This is a genomic window from Aminobacter sp. UC22_36 (genome assembly GCF_044056035.1).
In the GTDB taxonomy this organism is placed as follows: domain Bacteria; phylum Pseudomonadota; class Alphaproteobacteria; order Rhizobiales; family Rhizobiaceae; genus Aminobacter.
This window is the reverse complement of record NZ_CP171996.1, coordinates 3,353,779-3,378,090: the sequence shown is the minus strand read 5'-3', so window position 1 is coordinate 3,378,090 and position 24,312 is coordinate 3,353,779. Positions and strand designations below refer to the sequence as shown.

General features: G+C 63.8%; 24 protein-coding genes and 1 pseudogene. 12 read left to right on the top strand and 13 right to left on the bottom strand.

Annotated elements, in window-relative coordinates; all coding sequences use genetic code 11:
• Positions 1–106 precede the first annotated feature (106 nt).
• Genes ACHMW7_RS20005 through ACHMW7_RS19985 form a run of 5 tightly spaced genes read left to right on the top strand, consistent with a single transcriptional unit; the run spans position 107 to position 4,092 of the window.
• The gene (locus ACHMW7_RS20005; protein ID WP_395451377.1) at positions 107–1,099 is read left to right on the top strand and encodes an ABC transporter permease; all 993 of its coding nucleotides are present in this window, start codon (positions 107–109) and stop codon (positions 1,097–1,099) included.
• Positions 1,099–2,004, top strand: coding sequence for an ABC transporter permease (locus tag ACHMW7_RS20000; RefSeq protein ID WP_395447258.1), 906 nt, complete (start codon positions 1,099–1,101; stop codon positions 2,002–2,004). The genes ACHMW7_RS20005 and ACHMW7_RS20000 overlap by 1 nt, the downstream gene beginning before the upstream one ends.
• On the top strand, positions 2,001–2,831 hold the full coding sequence (locus tag ACHMW7_RS19995; RefSeq protein WP_184768891.1) for an ABC transporter ATP-binding protein: 831 nt from the start codon (positions 2,001–2,003) through the stop codon (positions 2,829–2,831). The genes ACHMW7_RS20000 and ACHMW7_RS19995 overlap by 4 nt, the downstream gene beginning before the upstream one ends.
• A complete protein-coding gene (locus ACHMW7_RS19990; protein ID WP_395447257.1) occupies positions 2,828–3,571 on the top strand; it encodes an ABC transporter ATP-binding protein in 744 nt (247 codons plus the stop codon). The genes ACHMW7_RS19995 and ACHMW7_RS19990 overlap by 4 nt, the downstream gene beginning before the upstream one ends.
• A gap of 14 nt (positions 3,572–3,585) precedes the next feature.
• A complete protein-coding gene (locus ACHMW7_RS19985) occupies positions 3,586–4,092 on the top strand; it encodes a GAF domain-containing protein (RefSeq protein WP_395447256.1) in 507 nt (168 codons plus the stop codon).
• A 36-nt stretch (positions 4,093–4,128) separates the two neighbouring features.
• Here ACHMW7_RS19985 and panD read toward each other — a convergent pair whose 3' ends face one another.
• The 10 genes and pseudogenes from panD to ACHMW7_RS19935 all read right to left on the bottom strand — a co-directional run bounded on the left by panD (position 4,129) and on the right by ACHMW7_RS19935 (position 14,077).
• Positions 4,129–4,581, bottom strand: coding sequence for an aspartate 1-decarboxylase (panD, locus tag ACHMW7_RS19980; protein WP_395447255.1), 453 nt, complete (start codon positions 4,579–4,581; stop codon positions 4,129–4,131).
• A 33-nt stretch (positions 4,582–4,614) separates the two neighbouring features.
• The gene (locus ACHMW7_RS19975; RefSeq protein ID WP_395447254.1) at positions 4,615–5,598 is read right to left on the bottom strand and encodes a beta-ketoacyl-ACP synthase III; all 984 of its coding nucleotides are present in this window, start codon (positions 5,596–5,598) and stop codon (positions 4,615–4,617) included.
• On the bottom strand, positions 5,595–6,860 hold the full coding sequence (locus tag ACHMW7_RS19970) for an adenosylmethionine--8-amino-7-oxononanoate transaminase (protein ID WP_395447253.1): 1,266 nt from the start codon (positions 6,858–6,860) through the stop codon (positions 5,595–5,597). The genes ACHMW7_RS19975 and ACHMW7_RS19970 overlap by 4 nt, the downstream gene beginning before the upstream one ends.
• On the bottom strand, positions 6,857–7,495 hold the full coding sequence (bioD, locus tag ACHMW7_RS19965; protein ID WP_395447252.1) for a dethiobiotin synthase: 639 nt from the start codon (positions 7,493–7,495) through the stop codon (positions 6,857–6,859). Before bioD ends, ACHMW7_RS19970 begins: the two co-directional genes overlap by 4 nt.
• Positions 7,492–8,628 carry an 8-amino-7-oxononanoate synthase gene (locus ACHMW7_RS19960; protein ID WP_395447251.1) on the bottom strand — a complete coding sequence of 379 codons (1,137 nt, stop codon included), beginning with the start codon at positions 8,626–8,628 and terminating at the stop codon, positions 7,492–7,494. Before ACHMW7_RS19960 ends, bioD begins: the two co-directional genes overlap by 4 nt.
• On the bottom strand, positions 8,628–9,623 hold the full coding sequence (bioB, locus tag ACHMW7_RS19955) for a biotin synthase BioB (protein ID WP_395447250.1): 996 nt from the start codon (positions 9,621–9,623) through the stop codon (positions 8,628–8,630). The genes ACHMW7_RS19960 and bioB overlap by 1 nt, the downstream gene beginning before the upstream one ends.
• Before the next feature lie 61 nt (positions 9,624–9,684).
• Complete coding sequence (gene nadC, locus ACHMW7_RS19950; RefSeq protein WP_395451376.1) at positions 9,685–10,509, bottom strand: carboxylating nicotinate-nucleotide diphosphorylase; 825 nt, start codon at positions 10,507–10,509, stop codon at positions 9,685–9,687.
• Positions 10,510–10,566: 57 nt separating this feature from the next.
• Positions 10,567–12,078: pseudogene (locus tag ACHMW7_RS19945) on the bottom strand (L-aspartate oxidase); the annotation flags it as partial.
• Entirely contained in the window at positions 12,075–13,049 is a 975-nt protein-coding gene (gene nadA / locus ACHMW7_RS19940; protein ID WP_395447249.1) for a quinolinate synthase NadA, read from the bottom strand. The pseudogene ACHMW7_RS19945 and the gene nadA, both read right to left, overlap by 4 nt.
• Before the next feature lie 83 nt (positions 13,050–13,132).
• Complete coding sequence (locus tag ACHMW7_RS19935) at positions 13,133–14,077, bottom strand: NrtR DNA-binding winged helix domain-containing protein (protein ID WP_395451375.1); 945 nt, start codon at positions 14,075–14,077, stop codon at positions 13,133–13,135.
• 238 nt (positions 14,078–14,315) lie between these two features.
• Here ACHMW7_RS19935 and ACHMW7_RS19930 point away from each other — a divergent pair, with 238 nt between their 5' ends.
• Entirely contained in the window at positions 14,316–14,510 is a 195-nt protein-coding gene (locus tag ACHMW7_RS19930) for a hypothetical protein (protein ID WP_395447248.1), read from the top strand.
• 142 nt (positions 14,511–14,652) lie between these two features.
• On the opposite strand, the gene ACHMW7_RS19925 is transcribed toward ACHMW7_RS19930, so the two are convergent.
• Both ACHMW7_RS19925 and ACHMW7_RS19920 read right to left on the bottom strand, forming a co-directional pair.
• The gene (locus tag ACHMW7_RS19925; protein WP_395447247.1) at positions 14,653–15,825 is read right to left on the bottom strand and encodes an ABC transporter substrate-binding protein; all 1,173 of its coding nucleotides are present in this window, start codon (positions 15,823–15,825) and stop codon (positions 14,653–14,655) included.
• A gap of 326 nt (positions 15,826–16,151) precedes the next feature.
• Positions 16,152–16,883: a LysR substrate-binding domain-containing protein gene (locus tag ACHMW7_RS19920; protein ID WP_395447246.1), complete on the bottom strand. Its 732-nt coding sequence runs from the start codon at positions 16,881–16,883 to the stop codon at positions 16,152–16,154.
• Between the two features lie 422 nt (positions 16,884–17,305).
• On the opposite strand from ACHMW7_RS19920, the gene ACHMW7_RS19915 reads away from it, so the two are divergent.
• From ACHMW7_RS19915 to ACHMW7_RS19905, 3 genes are read left to right on the top strand one after another with little or no spacing between them, the layout of a single operon-like run.
• Positions 17,306–18,463, top strand: a complete 1,158-nt coding sequence (locus tag ACHMW7_RS19915; RefSeq protein ID WP_395447245.1) for an FAD-dependent oxidoreductase — start codon at positions 17,306–17,308, stop codon at positions 18,461–18,463.
• A 51-nt stretch (positions 18,464–18,514) separates the two neighbouring features.
• Entirely contained in the window at positions 18,515–19,303 is a 789-nt protein-coding gene (locus ACHMW7_RS19910; RefSeq protein ID WP_395447244.1) for an alpha/beta fold hydrolase, read from the top strand.
• 15 nt (positions 19,304–19,318) lie between these two features.
• Positions 19,319–20,188, top strand: a complete 870-nt coding sequence (locus ACHMW7_RS19905; protein ID WP_395447243.1) for an alpha/beta hydrolase — start codon at positions 19,319–19,321, stop codon at positions 20,186–20,188.
• Here ACHMW7_RS19905 and ACHMW7_RS19900 read toward each other — a convergent pair.
• Positions 20,185–21,096, bottom strand: a complete 912-nt coding sequence (locus tag ACHMW7_RS19900; protein ID WP_395447242.1) for a LysR family transcriptional regulator — start codon at positions 21,094–21,096, stop codon at positions 20,185–20,187. The genes ACHMW7_RS19905 and ACHMW7_RS19900 overlap by 4 nt on opposite strands.
• Positions 21,097–21,306: 210 nt before the next feature.
• Here ACHMW7_RS19900 and ACHMW7_RS19895 point away from each other — a divergent pair, with 210 nt between their 5' ends.
• From ACHMW7_RS19895 to ACHMW7_RS19885, 3 genes are read left to right on the top strand one after another with little or no spacing between them, the layout of a single operon-like run.
• Entirely contained in the window at positions 21,307–22,740 is a 1,434-nt protein-coding gene (locus ACHMW7_RS19895) for an NAD-dependent succinate-semialdehyde dehydrogenase (RefSeq protein ID WP_395447241.1), read from the top strand.
• A gap of 36 nt (positions 22,741–22,776) precedes the next feature.
• Positions 22,777–23,736, top strand: a complete 960-nt coding sequence (locus ACHMW7_RS19890) for a dihydrodipicolinate synthase family protein (RefSeq protein WP_395447240.1) — start codon at positions 22,777–22,779, stop codon at positions 23,734–23,736.
• Positions 23,737–23,763: 27 nt separating this feature from the next.
• Positions 23,764–24,309 (top strand): 3-hydroxyanthranilate 3,4-dioxygenase, encoded by a 546-nt coding sequence (locus tag ACHMW7_RS19885; RefSeq protein WP_395447239.1) that lies wholly within the window; start codon positions 23,764–23,766, stop codon positions 24,307–24,309.
• The last annotated feature ends 3 nt before the right edge of the window (positions 24,310–24,312 follow it).

The window sequence follows — 24,312 nt, the reverse complement described above, 5'->3', positions numbered from 1 at the left end:
CAAAGACCGCGTGGCATTAGAAACCGACTCCGCCGCAAAGGCGCTTCCAGCAGGGCCCGGCGGCTCATCGCGTAATGCGCGGCACGCCTGGAAAACAGTGAAAGGCGTGCTGGGCGTTCTGGTCGCCATCGCCTTTACCTTCCTTGGCCTTCTGGCCATCACCTTTTTCATCGGCCGTGTGGTACCGATCGACCCGGTGCTTGCCGTCGTCGGCGACCGCGCGCCGCGCGCAGTCTATGAGGCCGCACGCATCGAAATGGGCCTCGACCAGCCCTTGATCGTCCAGTTCTTCCACTATGTCGGCAATGTTCTGACGGGCGATCTCGGCATGTCGGTATCGACCGGCAAGCCGGTGATCGAGGATCTCAAGCGCGTCTTTCCGGCAACGCTGGAGATGGCGACGATCGGCATCATCATCGGCGTGCTGCTTGGCGTGCCGATGGGCGTCTATGCCGCGAGCCGCCAGGGCAGCCTCGTCGATCAGGTCATCCGCGTCGTTGGCCTGCTCGGCTATTCGGTTCCAGCCTTCTGGCTCGGCCTTGTCGGCCTAGCGCTGTTCTACGCCAAGCTGCAGTGGGTCGGCGGCCCCGGGCGTATCGACATCTTTTATGACGGCCTCGTCGAGCCGGTCACTGGCTTGCTCCTGATCGACAGCCTGCTCGCCGGCGAGACCGAGATTTTCGTCAACGCCTTGACCCATATCGCGCTGCCGGCTGCGGTGCTTGGCTTCTTCAGCCTCGCCTACATCGCCCGCATGACGCGCTCCTTCATGCTCGACCAGCTGGCGCAGGAATATGTCACCACCGCCCGGGTCAAGGGTGTGTCCGAGCGGCTGGTGTTGTGGCGCCATGCCTTCCGGCCGATCCTCGTGCCGCTCATCACCGTCGTCGGCCTGTCTTATGCTGGTCTGCTCGAGGGTTCGGTGATGATCGAGACCGTGTTCTCCTGGCCCGGCATCGGCAACTACCTGACCACGGCGCTGCTCAATGCCGACATGAACGCCGTGCTTGGCGCAACGCTGGTCATCGGCGCCGTCTTCATCGGCATCAACAAGATTTCGGACGTGCTCTACCGCGTCCTCGACCCGAGGGCACGCTGATGGCGACGACACGTGACTGGCTGCTCGACGATTCGCCGTCCTCGCGCCTGCAGGCCCGGCTTGGTCGCAGCTACCGGCTGAGCCGCGCGCTTTCGCGCAATCCGCTGGCCATGGTCGGCGCTGTTATCGTGCTGACGCTCATCCTGGTGGCGCTGTTTGCGCCCTGGATCGCCACTCATTCGCCTGTTGGCCAGGATCTCGCCATGCGGCTCAAGCCGCCGAGCTGGGACAACTGGATGGGCACCGACGAACTCGGCCGCGATATCTGGAGCCGCGTCGTCTATGGCGCGCGCATCACGCTGATGATCGTGGCTCTGGTGGCCGTTCTCGCCGCCCCCGTCGGGCTGGTGATCGGTGCCGTCGCCGGCTACTTCGGCGGCTGGGTCGATCGCATCCTGATGGGTATCACCGACATCTTCCTGTCGATGCCCAAGCTGATCCTGGCGCTGGCTTTCGTCGCGGCCCTTGGACCCGGCATCCAGAACGCCATCATCGCCATCGCGATCGCGACGTGGCCGGGTTACGCCCGCATTGCCAGGGCCGAGACCCTGACAATCCGCAACTCCGAGTTCGTCGCTGCGGTCGAATTGCAGGGCACCTCGTCCTTCCGCGTCATCGTCAATCACATCCTGCCGCTGTGCACGTCGTCGATGATCATCCGCGTCACCCTCGACATGGCCGGCATCATCCTGACTGCGGCTGGTCTCGGTTTCATCGGCCTTGGCGCCCAGCCGCCGCTGCCGGAGTGGGGCGCCATGATCTCGCGCGGCCGCTCCTTCATCCTCGACCAGTGGTGGGTGGCGACGATGCCCGGTTTTGCCATCGTCATCGTCAGCCTCGGCTTCTGTTTCCTCGGTGACGGCCTGCGCGATGTGCTTGATCCCAAGCATGGAGATCGGCAATGAACGCGCTGCTTGAAATCCGCAATCTGAAGGTCACGTTTCCCACGGCCCGTGGTCCGGTCGACGTGGTCAAGGGGCTGTCGCTGACGCTTGGCCGCGAACGCCTCGGCATCGTTGGCGAGAGCGGTTCCGGCAAGTCGATGACCGGCCGCTCGATCCTGCGGCTCATCCGCTCGCCCGGCCAGGTGACCGCCGACGAAATGACCTTCAACGGCACCGACCTTCTGTCGCTGTCGGAAAAGCAGATGCGCTCCATTCGCGGCGCCCGCATCTCGATGGTCATGCAGGACCCGAAATTCTCGCTGAACCCAGTCATGACCATCGGCGACCAGATCGCAGAAGCGCTGCTGACGCATCAGAAGCTGGGCCGCAGCGATATCCGCAACCGCACGCTGGCCATGCTCGAAGCCGTGCGTATCAACGATCCCGAACGCGTGCTTGGCCTATACCCGCACGAAGTCTCGGGCGGCATGGGCCAGCGCGTCATGATCGCCATGATGCTGATTCCGGAGCCTGATCTGCTGATCGCCGACGAGCCGACCTCGGCGCTCGACGTTTCGGTGCAGGCGCAGGTGCTCGAGATCATCGACGACCTGGTCAAGCGCAAGGGCATGGGGCTGATCCTGATCAGCCACGACCTCGACCTCGTTTCGGCCTATTGCGACCGCATCCTGGTCATGCGCAGCGGCGAGGTGGTCGAGGAATGCGATGCCGGCGAACTCAAGAACGCCAAGCATCCTTACACCCGCGGTCTGCTCGCTTCGATCCCGCGCATTGACGAAAGCCGCGACGAGCTTCCTGTCCTCGAACGTACTGGGGCTTCGACATGAACGCGCTGGCGATCGACAACCTCGACATCTCCTATGGCGATTCGAAGGTTACCCACGGCATCGGCTTCACTGTTGCCGAGGGCGAGAGCTTTGCGCTGGTCGGCGAGAGCGGTTCGGGCAAGACCACCGTGCTCAAGGCGATTGCCGGCATGGCCAGGAACTGGACCGGCTCCATCTCTGTGTTCGGCGAACAGCGCAGCCATGGCATCGACCGTGGTTTTGCCAAGCAGTGCCAGATGGTGTTCCAGGACCCTTATGGCTCGCTGCATCCGCGCAAGACTGTCGATGCGACGCTGAGCGAGCCGCTTGCCATCCACGGCATCGGCGACAGTGGCGCGCGTGTCGACGAGGTCATGCTGTCGGTCGGTCTCGACCGCCGCTTCCGCTTCCGTTTTCCACACCAGCTTTCGGGCGGCCAGCGCCAGCGCGTGGCCATTGCCCGCGCACTGATCCTCAAGCCCAAGATGCTGTTGCTCGACGAGCCGACCTCGGCGCTGGACGTGTCGGTGCAGGCGGAAATCCTCAACCTGCTCAAGCGTCTGCGCCGCGAACAGGGGCTGACCTATCTGATGGTGACGCACAACCTGCCGGTGGTTTCGTTCCTGTGCGACCGCCTTGCCGTCATGCGCCATGGCCGTGTCGTCGAGGTGGCCAGCGTCGACCAGCTCAAGCGCGGCGCGCTTGTCGATCCCTATTCGCGCGAACTGACCAGCTTCAGCGCGGCTCTTCCCAAGACTTGAAATAGAGGTACATCATGACAGAGACCAATTTCGCCGAGGCGCTCGCCGCCTTCGATGCCGCCATTGCGACGACCACGGAAGTCGACGGTATCTGGAAGGCGTTGCAGACGCTCGCCGATGTCGTTGTCGGAGCCAAGCTCTTCACCGTCATGAAGCTCGACTGGGCCAACGAACGCTCGGGCCGCACCTATACCAGCCACCCGGACGCCTATCCGGTTTCCGGCACCAAGCCGATCAACCGCACGCACTGGTTCGACACGATCCATATCGAGCGCAAGCCCTTCGTCGCCAACACGATCAAGGATATTGCCGATGTGTTCCCGGACCATGAGACGATCTGGGCGCTCGGCTGCGGTTCGGTGCTCAACTGGCCGGTGTTCGTCGGCGACAAGCTGGTCGGCACCGTCAACATGCTGCACGAAGAGCATTTCTACACGCCTTTGCGTGTCGAGACCGCCAAGCACCTGTCGCTGGCAGCCAAGGCCGCCTTCCTGGCGGTGGAGCATCTCGAACGCCAGTAATCAAGCGTCAGCAGGCCAGTTCGCGGCCTGTTGCAGTCAAAGACTGCTCACCAGCGCGGGGATAGAAAGCTTCGCGCTGGTTTCGTCCAGGATCGAAAAGCTGTAGCGGCCGGTCTGGTCGCGCTCGACGGAGTAGCTCAGCCGGTCAACGACGCGGTTGTCCTTGTCGAATGTCAGCACGCGCGGCTTGAGCGTGGTGATCTCGTTCTCGTTCACGTAAACCGAATTGCAGATGATGACCTGGTCGCCGGCCTGGCAGGTACGTGCAGCCGCACCATTGAGGATGCAGCAGCGCGAGCCGCGCTCGCCAAGGATCACATAGGTCGAAATCCGCGCGCCGGAACTCTTGTTCCAGATCTCGACGAATTCCATCGGCAGGATGCCGGCTTCCTCGCAATGGTCGGGGTCGAGCGTGATCGAGCCGTGATAATTGAGATTGGCTTCGGTGACGTGGATGCCGTGCAGCTTGCCGGCGACGATCTTGCGCATTCTTCCTCCCCTGATACGCCGGACGGCGCAAAGCTACATTCCAACCACCAGCGCCCCGCCGGTCAGGCCAGCGCCCGCTGCGGCGAGCAGCAGCTTTTCGCCCGACCGGGACGCTTCAGCCTGATGTGCGACCGAAAGCGACAGCGGGATCGTCGCCGCCGATGAGTTGCCGTAGTCGGCGATCGTCTTGATGATGCGCGCGTCCTCGATGCCAAGCGTCTTGCCAACAGCATTGAAGATGCGGGCATTGGCCTGGTGGGGCACGAAGCGGCTGACGTCGTAAGCTCTCAGATTCGCTGCAGCGAGTGCATCAGCGGAGCAGCGGCTCATCATATCGACAGCCTTGGTGAACACCGCGCGACCATCGGCGATGGTCATGCGCGTTTCGGCGATATCGATTTCGTCGGAAAACGGCCGGTTGCTGCCACCGGCCGGAATCTGGATCAGACCATAGCCTGCGCCGTCGGCGGCGACCGACGCGCCAAGAATGCCTTGATCGGGCTCGTTAGACGGTCCGAGTACGACCGCACCCGCGGCATCTGCGAAGAGTACGGCGCTTGCCCGTTCGGTCGGATTGATGCGGCGGCTGAGGATATTGGCAGCGATGACCAGTGCAGGCTTGTTGTGCAGCCGCACGAAACCGTCGGCGAAGGTCATGGCATAGATGAAGCCGGCACAGGCACCGGCGAGATCGACGCCGCCGGCATTGGCAAGCCCGAGCTTATGCGCCACCAGCGGCGCGCTAGGCGGCAACAGATGGTCCGGCGTCGACGTGGCGAGTAAGAGCAGGCCGACGTCGCTGCGCGCAATGCCAGCAGCTTCGAGCGCCATGTCGCCGGCCTTGGCGGCCAGTCCTGACAGCGTGTCCTGGGGCTCGGCCCAGTAGCGTGCGCGGATGCCGGTGCGGCCCTCTATCCACCCGGCTTCCAGGCCGAGGCCGGCCTCGATCTCGGCGTTGTCTACCTTGCGGCCGGGGACGTGGTGGCCGAAGCCAAGGATACGGGCCGACCTGTTCACGCCGTGCTTCCCACGAAATCGGCGGCTTCGTCGACGGCATCGTAGAGCTGGTCGAGTTCGCCTGATGTCACGCAATAGGGCGGCAGCACGTAGATGACGTTGCCGAGCGGCCTGACCAGCAGGCCACGCTCGAGGAAGAACGCACGCAGTTTGGGGCCGACCTCGGCAAGATATCCGGCCTTGCCAACGCGCAGGTCGAGTGCGGCGATCGTGCCGCTCGTGCGTACATTTTCGAAGCGGTCGTCGTTGCGGAATCGGTCGAGTTTCTCGGCCTGCATCCGCGACAGTGCCGCCACTCGTTCCGCCACCGGCTCGTTGCGCCATATCGAGACATTGGCGAGCGCGGCTGAGCAGGCGATGGGGTTTGCCGTGTAGGAACTGGAATGGAAGAAGGTCTTTGCCCGATCCTGCGAGAAATGCGCCTGGAAGATCGCGTCGGTGGCGAGTGTCGCCGCCAGCGGCAGTGAACCGCCGGTCAGGCCTTTTGACGTGCACAAAATGTCGGGCGCGATGCCAGCCTGCTCGCAGGCGAACATCGTGCCGGTACGGCCCCAGCCGGTCATCACTTCGTCGGCGATCAGCAAGGTTTCCGAATTCTCGGCGATGCGTTTGAGTTCGGTCAGCACCCGGGCTGGATATATCAACATGCCGCCGGCGCCGAGCACCAGCGGCTCGACGATCAGTGCTGCTGCCTGGCCGTCGCGCGTCAGCGCCTCGAAGCGGTCGAGCGTTTCCTGTTCGCGGCCCGGTGCCGGGAAGGGGATGGTGTCGACTTCGAACAGCAGCGGGTCATAAGCGGCGTTGAAGACACCGCGCGCACCGACGCTCATCGTGCCGATGGTGTCGCCGTGGTAGCTGTGCTCCATCACGACAAGGCGCGAGCGTGGCTGGCCGTTGTTGCGGTGGAACCCCAGCGCCATCTTCAGCGCCACCTCGACACAGGTCGAGCCGCTGTCCGAATAAAACACCCAGTCGAGACCGGCCGGCGCCATGTCGACCAGCGCCGACGCCAGCTGCTCGGCTGGCTCATGGCTCAGTCCGGCGAAGATCACCTGGTCGAGCGTCTCGGTCGCGCGACGAATTGCTTCGACGATCTTGGGATGGCGGTGGCCGTGGGTGATCACCCACCAGGACGAAATCGCATCGAGAATGCGCTTGCCATCAGCCGTCTCGACATAAGCACCCTCGGTGCGCGCGATGACAGGCGGCACCGGCTCGGTGGCGTGCTGGGTGAAGGGATGCCAGACGGCTGAACGGCTCATCGCCCGGGCTCCCCGAAATCGGCGACGTCGAACGACGCGTGCATGGCCGCCGACAGAGTTTCCGGTGTCAGCGGGTCGAGGCGTGGCAGCCGGCCCAGCACACGGACCTCGCCCATCTCGGCGATGGTGCGCTGCGTGTCCGCGATCTCGTCGCCGATAAAGGCCACACCAAGCAAGGGGATGTTACGTCCGCGCAGCGCTTCGATCGACAAAAGCGTGTGATTGATCGTGCCAAGCCCGGTGCGCGCGCACAGCACCACCGGCGCCTGCCAGCGGGCGAAGACGTTGATGAATAGCGTCTGCCGGTTGACCGGCACCATCAGCCCGCCAGCGCCTTCGACGACAAGCGGCCGCTTGGTCGCGGGCAGGGCCAGTGCGTCGGCATCGATCTCGACGCCATCCAGTTCGGCGGCGCGGTGCGGCGACAGCGGCTCTGTCAGCCGCCAGGCCTCTGGTATGATGCGCTCGGCCGGCAGGCCTGACAAACGCGCAACGATCAGGCTGTCGGTCTCGTCCTCGATGCCGGATTGCACCGGCTTCCAGTAGACGCCGTCGAGCAGGCCGGTCAGGCCCGCGGCGAATACGGTCTTGCCGATGCCGGTGTCGGTCCCGGTGACGACGATGGTGTTGTTCATCGCTTCCATTCCTCGGCGAGCGCGTCGAATAGCGCGACAACATTAGCCTCGTCGACATTCAAAGTAAGCGAGATCCTGAGCCGCGCCGTGCCTTCGGGCACTGTTGGTGGGCGGATGCCACGGACGTCGAAGCCGCGCGCCTGCAATGTCTCAGCCAGCGCCATGGCCTGCGCATTGTCGCCGACGATGATCGGCAGGATCTGCGAGCCGCTGGGCTTGAGGCCTATTGCCTCGGTCTTTGTTCCGGCCAGCGCGACAAGTCCCGCCAGCCGCCCACGCCGTTCGGGTTCGTCGGCAAGTATGTCGAGCGCCTCCATGGCCGCCACCGCCATCAGCGGCGAGGGGGCCGTGGCATAGATGAACGGCCGGCAGCGGTTGACGATGTAGTCGGCGAGCGTCGCTGGCGCGGTGACCAGTGCGCCGGAACCGCCCAGCGCCTTGCCGCAGGTGTGCAGCACAATGACGTTGTCGCGGCCTTCGAGGTGATGTGCCAGTCCGCGCCCTTCTGGGCCGTAGACGCCGGTGGCATGCGCCTCGTCGACGAACAGGAAGGCTTCGTGCCGGTCGGCAACTGCCATCAGAGCGTCGAGCGGCGCGCGGTCGCCATCCATGCTGTAGAGGCTTTCGACCACGATCCAGACGCGCCCGGTTCCGCCGTCCGCGCGCCACAGGCGGATCGCACCGTCGATCGCTTCAGGATCGTTGTGTTTGGCTTCCACCACTTCGGCGCGCCCGGCGCGTGCACCTTCGTGGGCGCTGGCATGGATCAGCTCATCGAGCACGACCAGGTCGCCTTTTTGCGGCAGGGTCGTCAGCACGGCGAAATTCGCGACATAACCGCCGCCGAAAAACAGCGCGCGCTCGGCGCCGAAGAAGGTTGCTGCCTCTGCTTCCAGTGCCTCATGCTCCGGCGCGTTGCCGCGAAGCAGTCTCGAGCCGGTGGCGCCAACAGGCGTGCCGTTGGCAAGTGCTGTGGCCACCGCATTGGCCAAACGTTTGCTGCCGGCGAGGCCGATATAGTCGTTGGATGCAAAGTCCAGTCCGGCCCGCGGCGCAAGCGTTCGCAGCCGGCTCTTGCGGGCCAGCCCGCGCAGGCTGGCCTCGTAGCGTTCGAGCAGAGCCCGGTCGCTCACTACTCGCTGCGCTCCATCGGCTGGATCCCGAGACGGCGGAACAGCGCTGTGTCCTTGTCTTCCCCGGGGTTTTCGGCGGTCAGCAGCGTGTCGCCGACGAAGATCGAGTTGGCACCGGCAAAAAAGCACAGCGCCTGCATCTCGTCGCTCATCGCCGTACGCCCGGCCGACAGCCGAACATGCGAATTCGGCATCATGATGCGGGCAAGGGCGATGGTGCGGACGAACTCGATCGGCTCGATCGGCGCGGCCTCGCCGAGCGGCGTGCCTTCGATCGGGATCAGCATGTTGATCGGAACGCTGTCGGGCTGCTCGGGCAGGTTCGCCAGCGTCACCAGCATGTCAACGCGGTCGGTCTTCTCCTCGCCCATGCCGACGATGCCGCCGCAGCACACCTTGATGCCGCTGTCGCGGACATTGGCGAGCGTATCGAGACGGTCTGCGAAGCTGCGCGTCGAGATGATCTCGTTATAATAACGTTCGGAGGTGTCGATGTTGTGGTTGTAATAGTCGAGGCCGGCCTGCTTGAGTTGCTGGGCCTGGCCGAGATCGAGCATGCCGAGCGTCATGCAGGTTTCCATGCCAAGCGCCTTGACGCCTTCGACCATCGCAACCACGGCATCCATGTCGCGCGCCTTGGGGCTGCGCCAGGCCGCGCCCATGCAATAGCGTGTCGCGCCCGCGTCGCGCGCCTTCTTGGCTTCCGCCAGAACGCGCTGCACTTCCATCAGCTTCGAGGCCTTGAGGCCGGATTCGTGATGCGCCGACTGGCTGCAGTAGCCGCAATCTTCGGGGCAGCCACCGGTCTTGATGGAAAGCAGCCGGCTGAGCTGGACACGATTGGGATCGAAATTCTGGCGATGGACGGTCTGCGCGCGAAACAGCAGGTCGTTGAAGGGAAGGTCGTAGATCGCCTGGGCTTCCGCGCGGCTCCACTGGGGATGTGCCCCATTGATCTCCGTTGCGGCTGCGTTGAGGTGCAAATCGGCGTTCATGCGCTCTCCATTGCCAAGATGTGTCCTTGCCATCCCACCCGGGGCGGGACCTTTGCCCCTGTCAGGCGGCCGTGTCCAGTCCAATATCGAGGATCGGCGCGCTGTGCGTCAGCCAGCCGACCGAAATGAGGTCGACACCGCTGGCCGCTATTGCCAAGGCGGTTGCCGGATTGACGCGGCCCGAAGCTTCGGTGATCGCCCGGCCATCGACCATTTTCACCGCGCGGGCCAACGTTTCCGGTGACATGTTGTCGAGCAGAACGGCATCGACGTTGAGCGTCAGTACTTCGGCCAGCTGTTCGAGCGTGTCGACTTCGACTTCGATCTTCACCAGGTGCCCGACATTCGCCCTGGCCCGCTCGATTGCCGGCCGCACGCCACCTGATATGGCGATGTGGTTGTCCTTGATCAGCACCGCGTCGTCGAGGCCGAAGCGGTGGTTTGAGCCGCCGCCGGCGCGGACCGCATATTTCTCCAGCGCGCGCAGGCCCGGCGTCGTCTTGCGCGTGCAGACAATGCTCGCTTTGTGGCCGCGCACGGCCTCGACGATGCCTGCGGTAGCTGTGGCTATGCCGCTCAGATGGCAGAGGAAATTGAGCGCGACGCGTTCGCCGGTCAGAAGGCCGCGCGCCGGTCCACGCAAGGTGGCGATGACATCGCCTGTTTCCAGTCTGCTGCCGTCCGGTTTGGCGACCTTCATCTCGATGGCCGGATCGATCAGCCGAAAGGCAAGTGCGGCCAGATCGAGGCCGGCGACCACGCCGGGCTGGCGCGCCGCGAGCACCACTGACGCCTGCTGGCCGGCAGGCACGATGGCATCGGTGGTAATGTCGCCGGCGCGGCCGAGATCTTCCAGCAAGGCGGCACGAACCAACGGCTCGAGCATGATCTGGGGCAGCGGCGAGAGGTTCATTGTCAGGCGCTCCGTGCGAACTGCGGCATTTTCGAGACTGGCCGCAGCTTCGATTGCGGCGGCAAGCGTGATCGTCGAGCGCTCGGCTGCGACCGCGCGCTGGGGAAAATCCGTACGGCAGTGCGCACCCCGGCTCTCCTCGCGCTGCAAGGCGGAGATCACCATCATCAGCGCCACGGCTGCCGGGTCGGAACTTGCCGAGGTGCCTGTCGCAAGTGGCAGCAACTGCGACGCCGCGTCGAGCAGGGCGTCGCCATTCCTCAACACGCCCAGTGCCGGCGAGACGATGCTGCGGACCAGCGACACGTCGGGGCGGTGCGAAACATTCGCCGGTTTTGCCATGGGCCTGTCGAGGGTGGGGGCGCCTGCCACGCTTTTTGCCACCCAACCGGCCGTCACCGCCGCTTCGGTCAGCGAGTTGCTGGCGAGGCGGTTAGCACCATGCAAGCCGGTTGAGGCGACTTCGCCACATGCCCAGAGGCCAGCCAGCGAACTGTGGCCCTCGGAATCAACAGCAACGCCGCCCATGTGATAATGCGCCGCCGGTCGCACCGGGATCGGGTCGGTTGCAGGATCGATGCCCGCCTCTCGGCAGTAAGTTGCGATGGCGGGAAAGCGGACGGCGAAGCTTGCGCCGAGACTATCCCTGGCATCGAGGAAGACGCGATGGCCGCGCGCCAGATGTCGGTAGACGCCGCGCGCCACCGCATCACGCGTGCCAAGTTCTGCCCCCGGCATGTCGGCGAGAAACCGTTTGCCGGTCTCGTCGATCAGCACCGCGCCTTCGCCGCGCACGGCCTCGCTGATCAGCCGCATCGGGCGGGTGGCACTGTCGAGTGCGGTCGGATGAAACTGCACGAACTCGAGATCGGCGAATTCGGCTCCAGCGCGTGCGGCCAGCGCCAGGCCCTGGCCGAAGCAGCCGAGCGGGTTGGTGGTGTCATGGAACAGGCCGCCGACGCCGCCGGTGGCGAGCACGGCGCGGCTGGTGGCAAGGAAAATGTCGCCTGCGTTTCCGGTGGCGCACACGCCAAAGATGGCAGCGTCGTCCACAAGCAGATGTCGGGCCTCGAAACCCTCGATGACGGTGATTGACGGCGTGTGCCTGACGGCTGCGACAAGTGCGTGCATCAACGCGCTTCCGGTCGCGGCACCAGCTGCGTGCACGATGCGGCGGCGGCTATGCGCGGCTTCCAGGCCAAGGCTTAGCTCGCCACTGGGCATCCGGTCGAAGGCGACGCCGAGACGTTGCAATCTCTCGATAGCTGCAGGCGCTGCCTCGACGATGCGCCGAACCACAGTTTCATCACAGAGGCCGTCGCCGGCGGCGAGCGTGTCGGCGATGTGCAGTTCGGCTGAGTCGTCCGAGCCAATGCAGGCCGCAAGGCCGCCTTGCGCCAGTGCGCTCGATGCTTCGCCGCCAAGTGGTGCAGCCGACAGAAGTACCACCGGTTCCGGCGCCAGTTCCAGCGCCGTCATCAGTCCCGCCAGTCCGCCGCCAATGATGACGGGACGACCGGCGAGGCCGCGGACGTCGCTCATACCGCGAGCATCCGCTCGACAGCCAATCGGGCACGGGCGGCGATGGCAGGGTCAATGGTCACGGCATGCTCGTTCCGCTCCAAAGCGGAGCGGATGTTGCCGAGTGTGATGCGCTTCATGTGCGGGCAGAGATTGCAGGGGCGGATGAATTCGACGTCGGGATGTTCGACGGCAACGTTGTCGCTCATCGAGCATTCGGTGACCAGAACGACGCGGGTCGGCTTCTCCCTGCCGACATAGTCGGACATGGCAGCGGTCGAGCCGGCGAAGTCGGCCTCGGCTACCACCTCCGGCGGGCATTCGGGATGCGCCAGGACGATGACGCCCGGGTGGGCGGCACGCATCTCGCGGATGTCGGCCGGGGTGAAACGCTCGTGCACCTCGCAATGGCCTTTCCAGGCGATGATCTCGACCTCGGTCTGGGCGGCAATGTTCTGCGCCAGATATTCGTCCGGCAGCATCAGCACGCGCGGCACGCCGAGCGATTCCACGACCGCCTTGGCGTTGCCCGAGGTGCAGCAGATGTCCGATTCCGCTTTCACCGCCGCCGAGGTGTTGACGTAGGTAACGACCGGCACGCCGGGGTAGCGCTGGCGCAGCAGGCGGATGTCTTCCGGCGTGATCGAATCGGCAAGCGAGCAGCCGGCGCCCAAGTCGGGGATCAGCACCGTCTTCGACGGGTTCAGCAGCTTGGCTGTTTCGGCCATGAAATGCACGCCGGCCAGAACAATGACGTCGGCCTCGACCTCCATCGCCTTGCGCGCCAACGCCAGGCTGTCGCCGACGATGTCGGCGACGCAATGGAAGATCTCCGGCGTCTGGTAGTTGTGCGCCAGGATGACGGCGTTGCGCTCGCGTTTGAGCTTCAGGATGGCGTCGATGTCATCCGAAAAGACCGGCCACTCGATGGCGGGAATGACGCGCTGGACGCGGTCATAGAGCGAGGCGGCGGAAAGGGACATGCCAGACATTTGTCATCCTATTATGCTCGTGTTGAGTATAATAAGGATATATGCTTACCATGAGCATAAGTGCTGTCAAGCTGCGATTGGGATTATTTTGTGCCGGCGACCGAGCGTTCGTCGAGAACGGCATGGCGAAAACGGAACAATTTCGCCGGCCGCCCGCCAGTGTCGGAACTCATCTCGCCTGTCTCTTCGACAAGGTCCTGCTGTTCGATGAGGCGGCGGAAATTCTGCTTGTGGACGAGCAGGCCGGCCAAAGCCTCGACGGCGCGCTGCAGCTGCAACAAGGTGAAGGAGGGCGGCATCAGCTCGAACACCACCGGTCGGTACTTGATCTTGGTCCTGAGACGGGCGATGCCGGTTGCCAGGATGCGCCTGTGGTCGCCGACCATGGCCTTACCTGGAACGGCCGACGCGTCGCCTGTCTCCCTGGCTCGAACAGCTTCCTCGACAAGACCTGCCTCGTAGAGCAATTCGTAGCGCTGCAGCACCAGCTCTTCATTCCACTGGCGGTCGTCGAAGCCGAAGGCGCTCGCGGCGCGGCGCAGGCGATTCTGGCGCTTGTCTTGCTGATCTGCGGTGTCCGCCCACTGGCGCAGGCGCGGCACGATGATGTCGTGGATGACGGGTGGTGTACCGGTGCGACGATCCTCCCACGGAAAGAACTCATACCAGCTGCGCCAGCTTCCCGGTGGCGTGCGGTGGGCCGGCTCCTCGCGGGTCAAGCCGAGATAGCTGATCGAGATCACCCGGCCAGCCGGCGCGTCGCTGTCGCGATCCCGGTCGGCGAAAGTGTAGAGTTGCTCGATGTAGCCGAGCGGATGGCCGGTCTGTTGCTCGACCCAGTTGCGCAGGCCCGATTGCAGTGAGCGGTGGCCAAGTTCGAACGGTCCGGAGGGCAGGGCGGTCGCATCCTTGATGGTCAGCACCACAGGATTGCCATTGGGGGCAGCAACAAGCACGGCGATCAGGTCCGCGCTGATCGCGTGACGTTCCGTCGTGCTTTGCTTTGTTGCCCCTGATATGTCCCGCATCTTGCCCTTGTTGGATTCCGGCTGGCTGTGATCGGAGAGCCTGACCGACCAAAGGTCAACACCCAATCTCCTGCCGCCGACGCTCGTCATGCACAGTGTTTGGCAGTTATTGGCCTTTAGGAACAAGAAAATCCACATTGTGGACGGGATTAATGCATGACGGTGGGGAAAGGCGTCTTACGCTCGCCGAGCCGGCGATGCCCAGGCCGACGCGATCGTCGATCGCCTCAAGCCCAAGGTGATCATTCCCACGCACTATCTCAATGAGACGACGACCTACACCTTGTCCACACTGCAGCCCGCCGACGAATGGGTGAAGGCGAAAAATCGCTTCAAGCTTTTGAACATCCCGAGCATCAGCCTTGCGGCCAAGGACATCGCCTCCCTGGACCGCGCGGTCTTTAATGTCGGCAATCACGCTGCAACTGCCTGACCCGTCGCCGCGCGGATTTGCCGATCTCAGCGGGGCGATGGCTGTCGGGTTGCTGCGGATTTACCCCCTCGCGCGCCCGGCAGGCGCGCGCCCCAGTTCAACCCCTGGGGCGCGTATCTCCTGATCGCCCGCCCAGCCGCGATTAGTCCACCGGCATCTTGCAGTCGGCGGTGTAACTGTCGCTATGCGCGGTCAGCACCTTGGTGTCGGTTTTGAGCACCATCTTACCGTCGGCGCCCTTTTCGGCCTTGAGCGAATACCAGTCCTGCACCGGGTGCTGGTTGGGGCCGAACTTGAACGAGCCGCGCACTGACGGAATTTCGGAGCTCAGCAGCGCCTTGCGGAAGGCCGGCAGGTCGTCGACGCCTGATTTCTCCAGGCCCGTGCCGATCAGCAGTGCGGCATCATAACCTTGCGCGGCGTAGTAGGTGATCGGACGGTCGCCGAATTTCGCCTTCCAGGCTTCGACAAATGCCTTGTTGACCGGATTGTCGAAGTCGTCGTTCCAGTGGCTGGTGACCTTCACGCCCAAAGCCGCATCGCCAACAGCCTGGACGATGACCTGGTCGAGCGAGGCCGGATGGACGACCATCGGGATTTCCTTGAGCAGGCCGGCCTGCTGGTACTGGCGCATGAAGGCAATGCCAAGGCCACCGGGCTCGAACTCATAAACGACGTCGGGTTTAGCGGCACGGATCTGCGCCATCTCGGCGGCGAAGTCGGTCTGGTCGAGGCCGGTATAGGTCTCGCCGACAACCTCACCCTTGTAGAAGCGCTTGAACGCGCCCATCGTTTCCTTGCCGGCCTGGTAGTTCGGCGCGATCAGGAAGGCCTTCTTGTAGCCGAGCGACTGGGCGAGTGCGCCGGCGCTTTCGCCCTGGCTGTCGTCCTGCCAGGAAGAGACGAAATAGTTGGGGTGGCATTCCTTGCCGGCGAAGGTTGCCGATGCGGTGTTGGCGCTGACATAGATCGCATCGCCGTCGAGAATGTCGGGCAGTGCGGCGAAAGCGACATTGGCAAAGACCATGCCGGTGAACAGCTTGATGCCCTGCTCGGACAGCATCTTGTCGGCGATCTGCTTGGCGTTGCCGGGCTTCAGGCTGTCGTCTTCGACCACCAGTTCGACTGCCTTGCCGCCGAGTTGGCCCTTGTTGGCGTCGATGGCGAGCTGGAAGCCGTCGCGGATGTCCTGGCCGAGATAGCCGGCCGGACCCGAAAGCGTGGTGATCATGCCGATCTTGAGCGGATCCTCCGCATAAGCGGCGCTGACCGACAGCGCCATGACAGCCGCCGACAAAATTCCCTTGAAATGCATCAGGTTATTCCTCTTCCCCAAAATTCCCTCGGCCCGCTCAGGCGCCGCTTCCCGCCATTGCAAATTGCGGTTTGTGCCGGGCCGTTGCAGGCAAGCAGTTGCTTCAAAGGGAGGGGGCAGCAGGGCACGCGGTCGCGCATTTCTCCGAGGTCAAGGCGTCAGTTCGCCAACCTTCGTATCGGATCAGAGACCGCAGGCAACACGCTGCTCCTCCGCAGTGTTGTCCGTTCGCCAAAGCTTGGCGCAACCAGCATCACGGTAAATGGAAAACTCGTCATCCAGGCATGACGAACGGGAATATCCGGAAAAAGCTGATTACTGATACGTCATTGCGCCAGGTCCCGAGCCGTGCGCCTCAGCGTCTCGACCAGCACCTCGGCAGCAGGGGAGAGGCGCGCATTGGTGCGGGTGGTGATGCCGATCGGAATGGCGGTGGCCTGCAGCGTCACCGGCAAGATGACGATGGCGCCGAGTGCCGCCTCGCGCCGCGCGACCTGGGCGGGGAAGACGCCGAGATAGTCGGCATCGATCAGCAGCGCCCGGTTGGTCAGCAGCGAGACGGAATCGACGGCATGCGGTGGCGGTTCAAGACCTTCCTCACGAAAGGCGATGTCGATCTGGCGCCTGAGGCTCGTTTCCTGGGGTGGCAGAATCCACTCCCAGCCGATCAGGTCGGCGAGGCTGAGTTCGCCCCGCTCCGCCAGTGGATGGCCGCGGCGCGCGACGACGCAGGCGATGTCGTCCATCAGCACTTCCTGGACGACGTTGAGCCGATCGCGCAACTCGGACAGGCGCCCCACGACCATGTCGAGTTCGCCGGCGCGCAGTGCCGGAATCAACACGTCGTTGGTGCCTTCGACGATCTTGACCACCAGTTTGGGGCGCTCCTTGCGCAGGCGAGCGATTGCCGTCGGCAGCAACTCGGCTGAGGCCGAAAGCAGCGTGCCGATGGCGACACGGCCACCGGTGCCGTCGCGCAGGTCGGCGAGGTGTTCTTCGGCATGGGCAAGCTGGGTGATGACGAGGCGCGCGTGCTCGGCCAGCGTATCGCCGAACATCGTCGGTACCACGCCGCGATTGGTTCGGTCGAACAGGCGCGCCTTGGTGATTGCCTCGATCTCCTGCAGCGCCTTGGTGACGGCCGACTGGGGTCATGTTCAGCCGTTTGGCGGCGCGAACCAGGTTTCCTTCCTCCACGATGGCCACGACCATGCGCAGATGACGGATGGTCAGGCGGCTCGTCAGCAGCTTCATGAAGCATCATCCTCCCAAATGAGTGTCCTGAAACTGGTATTCCAAATCCTCATAGAAATTTCCAGAGAATTCACTTGTTTGCATTTCCATTCGCTGGAACTTTTGCCCCGAAGGCGTTGGCTGCCGTTGAGGCAGGCTGGCGCGTGGAGGCATTTGGCTCGTGCCCTCGGATCGGGCCGGCTGCAGGCGTCGGCAATATCTGCCGCACGGGGAGGAAGTTTACGACATGATGCAGAAATCCGGAGCTGGACGCCGTGCGGAAATCGCCGGTGCGGGAATTGGCGGCCTGACCACGGCGGCAGCCCTTGCGCAGCGTGGCTGGTCGGTGACGGTGCATGAACGTGCGCCGACACTCAGGACCTTCGGCGCCGGTATCTACATCTGGAGCAACGGCCTGCGCGTGCTGCAGGCGATCGGCGCCTACGATCAGGCGACGGTCGGCGCGCATATCGGTCCGCAGTTCCACACCCGCGACCACGACAACACGACCATGGAAGAAATTCCGATCAACGGTCCTGAAGATGCCAGGCTGATCACCATTCTTCGCGAGACGCTGATCAACGCGCTTGTCGATACCTGCCGCCGCAGCGGCGTCGAGATCCTGACCAACTCGGAAGCGGTGGGCGCAACTCCTGACGGGGAACTGCTGCTCGCCGACGGCACCAGGCGCAAGGCAGACCTGGTGGTCGGTGCCGATGGCATCAATTCCAAAGTGCGCGACTCGCTCGACCTGATGCTCTACCGCAAGCATCTCGGCTACGGCGCGATCCGCATGCTGATTTCGCGTGACGACGGCGACGTGCCGGCCGAGGACCGTGAGCGTTACATCGAATACTTCACCGGCACGCGCCGCATCCTCTACACGCCGGCGAGCGCCACTGATCTCTATGTCGCGCTTTGCTGTGCCGCCGACGACGCTGCTGCACTCAAGGTTCCGGCCGACCGCAGGCTTTGGACCGAATCCTTCCCACATCTTGCTTCCCTGGTCTCGCGCTTCGGCGATGCCGGCCGCTGGGATGCTTTCGAAGTGGTCAAGCTCAAGCAGTGGAGCAAGGGACGCGTCGCCATCCTCGGCGACGCCGCGCATGCGATGCCGCCTTATCTCGGGCAGGGCGGCGGCTGTGCCTTGATGAATGGTCTTGGCCTTGCCGCTGCCGTCGACGATGGCACCGACACTATGCAGTCGCTGGCAGCTTGGGAGGCGCGGGAGCGCCCGATGACCGAGCACACGCAGGATACGGCCGAGCGGCTTGGTGACATGAATTTCTGGCCTGACGACGTGCGCTCGCAAGTGCTGAAGATCACCGGCCAGAGCCGCGAGATCGGCGCTGAGCGCATGAAAACGGCGCGCCATGCGCCGACCGCGACCAACGCCCTGGTCTGAACCTATCCAGCGAAGCCTTGAGCTTGCCTTCAGAATTTCGGAGTCCCGTACATGAAGTCCATCGAGATCGGCGCCAACACGCTCTCTTACGACGATACCGGCGAAGGTCCGGTGCTGCTGCTGTTGTCCGGATGGTGTCAGGATCACCGCCTGTTCAAGACGCTCGTGCCCGAACTCGCCAACACCAACCGCGTCATTCGCCTCGACTGGCGTGGCCATGGCGAACACCGCAGCCATGACGGCGACTTCACCACCAGCGAGCAGGCCGACGATGTCATCGCCTTCCTCGACAAGATGAACATCGACGCGCTGGTGCCGGTCTCGACCTCGCATGGCGGCTGGGCCAACATCGAAATCACCGATCGGCTCGGCACGGCGCGCATTCCGCGCTCGGTGGTGATCGACTGGATCCAGACGACGCCTGACGAGGCGTTCTTCTCGATGATCGACCACATCCAGGATCGCACCAACTGGGAAAACGGCCGCGGCGACTTCTTCAACTACTGGATCGGCGACACCGAAAACCAGGATATCGTCAATCACGTCAACGACGAGATGGCCAAATACAGCTTCGAGATGTGGGCGCGTTCGGGCCGCGAGATCGCCAAGGCCTACCGCAAGTGGGGCAACCCGATGCAGCGCATGGCGGTGCTGAAGCAGAAGCGCCCGATCACCCACATCTATTCTCAGCCTTTCGAGCCGGAGTATGCTCAGGCGCAGCTCGATTTTGCAGCTGGGAACGACTGGTATATGCCCAACAAGCTGCCCGGCAGGACACATTTCCCGACGCTGGAACAGCCGAAAATAGTGGCCGAGACCATCCGCGCCTTTGTCGCCTGAGCGGGAGTTCGACGCATGAGTTTACTCGCAGACGAAGCCAATTGGCCACGTGACGTCATTGACCGCGACTACGGCGCGCGCGGGTCGGTGACTGCTGAGGTCTTTGAGGCGGCGATGCGCGACTATCGCAGCCGCTCGGAGGAAATGCGCGGCCATGCGACGCATCTCGATGTCGTCTACGATGCCGAGAGCGGCCAGACCATCGACATCTACGGCGCGGCTGCGGAGCCGAGGCCGGTCTTCGTGTTCATCCATGGCGGCTACTGGCGCATGCTGTCCAAGCACGACTCCGCCTTCATGGCCGGCATGCTGGCAAAACAGGGTGTCGTCACTGCGGTGATGGATTACAGGCTCGCGCCGGAAGCGTCTCTCGACGAGATCGTCAGGGAAGTGCGGGCGGCAGTTGCGCATCTTTGGAAGAATGGCCGTTCGTTCGGCATTGATCCCGAGCGCATCTTCGTCGGTGGCAGTTCGGCCGGCGGTCACCTGACGGGCGCTGTTTTGGCCGGCGGCTGGCATGCTGACGAAGGCGTGCCGGAAAACGTTATCAAAGGCGCGATGCCGATCAGCGGGCTGTTCCATCTCGCACCGATCGCGAAATCGTTCGTGCAGGACTGGATCAAGCTGGACGATGCGGCCGTTGAACGGCTGAGCCCGGCCGCCAACATCCCCGCTGTGGGGTGTCCGATCGTCGTTGCCTATGCCGATGGTGAACCCGGCGGGTTCAAGCGCCAATCGACCTGCTATGACCTGATATGGCGCGAGGCAGGCTTTGCCTCGGAGCTGATCGAAGTCCCCGGCCGCAACCATTTCGATGTTCTGCTCGACCTTGCCTCCGAGGATACGGTCCTGTCGAAGGCCCTGGTCAAGCTCATCAAGGGTTAGCTGGTGTCGCGCGGCGTCAGCTGCTGGGCATAGCGGCGGACGACGGCGGCGAAGGCGGAGACCGCGGGCGACACCGAGCGGCCGGTGGCGTGGATCAACGACACCTCGCGTGAAATGGTGGGCTCGGCCAGTGGCTTGCCGGCGACCTTCCTGAAACGTGCTGCCGCCAGCGCATAGGTTGGCAGCACGGCAATGCCCAATCCGGCCTCGACAAGTGCTATGGCCGTCGTCACCTGCGTCACCTCAAAAACCGGCTTGAACGGGATCTGCGCCATCTCGAAACCGACTTCGACAAGCAGCCGGATGCCGCTGTCCCGGGTCAGGGTTATCAGTGGTTGCTCGGCAAGGTCGCGCCATTTGACGGCGGCAGCGCCGTGGAACGGGCTGCGGTGGTCGCAGAACAGCATCAGGCTGTCGCGCACCAGTGACAGCCGCTCGATGCCATCTTCGGCCGGCGAGAAGGTGCCAAGGCCGCAATCGGCCTGGCCGCTGCGCACGCTTTCCACGATCTGCTCCGTGCCGACGTCGGCGAGTTGCACCGAAATCCCCGGATAGCTCTTCTGGAACTCGGCAATGGCCTGCGGCAGCACGACGGAGGCGAGCAGGGGCGGGGCGGCAATGCGCAGCCGTCCGCGCCGCCGCTCGGCCAGCATGTGCACGCCCTCCACTGCATGCTCCAGCTCCTCGATCACCTTGGTGGCGGAGTTCTGGAATTCGCGACCGGCGTCGGTCAGTTCGACCCGGCGGGTGGTGCGGTCGAACAGGCGTACTGAAAGTTCTGCCTCGAGGTCCCTGATTGCCTGCGACAGCGCCGGCTGCGCCGAGCCGAGGCGTTTTGAGGCGCGCGAGAAACTGCCGAGCTCGGCGACCGCAAGGAATTGCTGGATCTGCTTGATGGTGATCTTCACGCAGACGCTCTCCCTTGCGCGGGCGGCTTGACAACGGACGAGCCTCCATCCGGTGCCAGGCGTATTGATACAGAAAACAGTATTAATTTATCAGATAAATCCATCTTGTCGATATATCGGTTTCCGTTGATCTTGGTGCAAACGACGTCGCGGGCCATGGCTGCCCGGCGCCGTCGAAAATAATGCCCATTACCAAGCCGAGGCGCACCAATGTCGAACTACCCCGATCTCCAGCTCTATATCGGTGGCGCCTGGCGGAAGACGGCAGAGACGCTGCCAGTCATCAACCCGGCTGATGAGAGCGTGATCGGCGCGGTCCCCGTCGCGTCGACGCATGACCTTGATGCGGCGCTTGAAGCGGCCGAGCGCGGCTTTGCCGTCTGGCGCAAGACCTCGCCCGCCCGCCGTGCCGAGGTTCTGCGCAAGGCAGCAGCCTTGCTGCGCGAGCGCATCGATGAAATCGCGGTCGACATCACCCGCGAGCACGGCAAGCCGCTCCAGCAGGCGCGCCTCGAGGTCATCCGCGGCGCCGAGTTCTTCGAGTGGGACGCCGGCGAAGCACAGCGCACCTATGGCCGCGTCATCCCGAGCGAACCGGGCATCCGCTACATCGTCCACCACCAGCCGATCGGCACGGTGGCGGCTTTCTCGCCGTGGAATTTCCCGATGAGCCAGCCGGCGCGCAAGATTGCCGGCGCACTCGCGGCCGGCTGCTCGATCATCATCAAGGCGGCGGAAGAGACGCCGGCGGGCTGCCTCCACGTTGCCCGCGCCTTCCATGATGCCGGTCTTCCGGCCGGCGTGCTCAACCTCGTTTTCGGCGTGCCTTCGCAGATTTCCGAGTACCTCATCCCACAGGAGCAGGTGCGCCTGATCGCCTTCACCGGCTCGACCGCGGTCGGCAGGACGCTTACCGGCCTCGCGTCTCGCTATGTGAAGCCGACGCTGATGGAACTCGGCGGCCACGCCCCCGTCATCGTCTGCGACGACGCCGATCCGGTGAAAGCAGGCATTGCCTCGGCCATCCGCAAGGTGCGCAATTCCGGCCAGGTCTGCACCTCGCCGACCCGCTTTTTCGTCCACGAGAAGATCTACAAGCCCTTCACCGAAGCCTTCATCGCGCGTGCCCGCGCCGTGAAGGTCGGCAACGGCCTGGAAGAGGGTGTCGAGATGGGTCCGGTGGCCAACCATCGCCGCGTCGAGGCGATGGAGATGTTGGTCGCGGACGCTGTGTCGAAGGGCGCGAAGCTTCTGCTCGGCGGCGAGCGGCCGCGCAACAGCGGCTATTTCTATCCGCCGACGATCCTCGCCGACCTGCCAGACGATGCCCGCGTGATGCGCGAGGAGCCGTTCGGCCCGCTGGCGGTGATCAATCCGGTCTCATCGCTTGAAGAGGCGATCGAGAAGGCGAACGGCGTGCCGTTCGGGCTGGCGGCCTATGCCTTCACCAACTCGGCCGCCAATGTCGACCAGATCACCGACGACCTGGAAGCCGGCAACGTCTCGATCAATACGCTCGAGGCGTCGGTGGCCGAGACACCGTTCGGCGGGGTCAAGGAGAGTGGTTTCGGTCGCGAAGGCGGCGCCGAAGGCATCCTGCACTACACCGTGGTCAAGAACGTCTCGCACCGCATGGCGATCTAGCCGAAGCTCGAAATTCCCGAAAAGGCTCGCAATTCGATGAAGTACGACAAGAAGACTGCCAAGGCCCATTCGCGGGCGACGATGAAGGGCATCTGGGCCGCCGGCCTGATGCCGTTCAAGGACGATCTGTCGATTGATGAGGCCGGCTTCCGCGGCAACATCGATCATTGGATCGAAGACCTCAAGATCGACGGCTTCTTCATCGCCGGCAAGCAAGGCGAGTTCTTCTCGATGTCGCTCGACGAGCGCAAGCGCAGCTTCGACCTCGCTGTCGATGCCTGTGCCGGCCGCGCCCAGACCATCATGTCCTGCTCCGACCAGAACATGGACGTGGTCATCGACCTGGCCAAACATGCCCAGAAATGCGGCGCCGACTACATCGTCGTGCACGCGCCTATCCTGCACTTCTTCAAGCAGCAGGATGAGACGCTGCTCAACTACTATCGCACCATCGCCGACAAGGTGGATATCGGCATAGCACTTTGGAGCCATCCCGACAGCGGCTACCTGATGAGCCCTGAGCTTTGCAACAAGCTCGCCGACATCGAAAACGTCGTCGCCATCAAATACTCGGTGCCACGCCCGATGTACAAGGAGCTGACCGCACTTGCCGGCGACCGCATCCTCGTCAGCACGGCGTCCGAGGAGGAATGGCTGGACAACATCCTCGAGCTCAACTGGCAGCTCTATTTGTGCTCGTCACCGCCTTACCTGATCCAGACCAGGCACGACAAGCGGATGCGCGAGTACACCGACCTCGCTTTCGCCGGCAAGGCCGAGCAAGCGCGCCGCATTCGCGACAGCCTCGACCCGGTGCGATCAGCGCTCAAGGATACCCGCCCGGCCGAGAAACCGCATTCGCACCAGAAATACTGGCAGCAGCTGCTTGGCCAGACGGGCGGCCGCGTGCGTCCGCCGCTGCTCGAGCTGACCGAGGACGAAAAGCGCATCACCCGCGCTGCCTTCGAGGCTTGCGGCCTGAAGACCACGGCCTGAACGATCAATCCGACAGGAGGAATGACAATGACCAGACGCCTCTCAGCTTTCAGCTTCTCGAAGTGGATCGACGAGCACGCCCATCTGCTCAAGCCGCCGGTCGGCAACCAGCAGATCTGGGAAGACGCCGACCTGATGGTGACTGTCGTCGGCGGCCCGAACAAGCGCACCGATTATCACGACGACCCGGTCGAGGAGTTCTTCTACCAGCTCAAGGGCGACATGATGCTCAAGGTGGTGGACAACGGCCATTTCTACGACGTGCCGATCCGCGAGGGCGAGATCTTCCTTCTGCCGCCGCATGTGCGCCACTCGCCGCAGCGCCCGCAGGAAGGTTCCATCGGCCTGGTGGTCGAGCCCAAGCGCAACGACGGTCTGCTTGATGCCTTCGAATGGTACTGCTTCGACTGCAACGCGCTGGTCAAGCGTGTCGAGGTGACACTGAAGAGCATCGTCCGCGACCTGCCGCCGATCTACCAGGCGTTCTACGCCGACGAAAAGGCACGTACCTGCCCGAACTGCGGCTCCATCCATCCAGGCAAGTCACCGCCCGAAGGCTGGGTGAAGCTCTAGGCT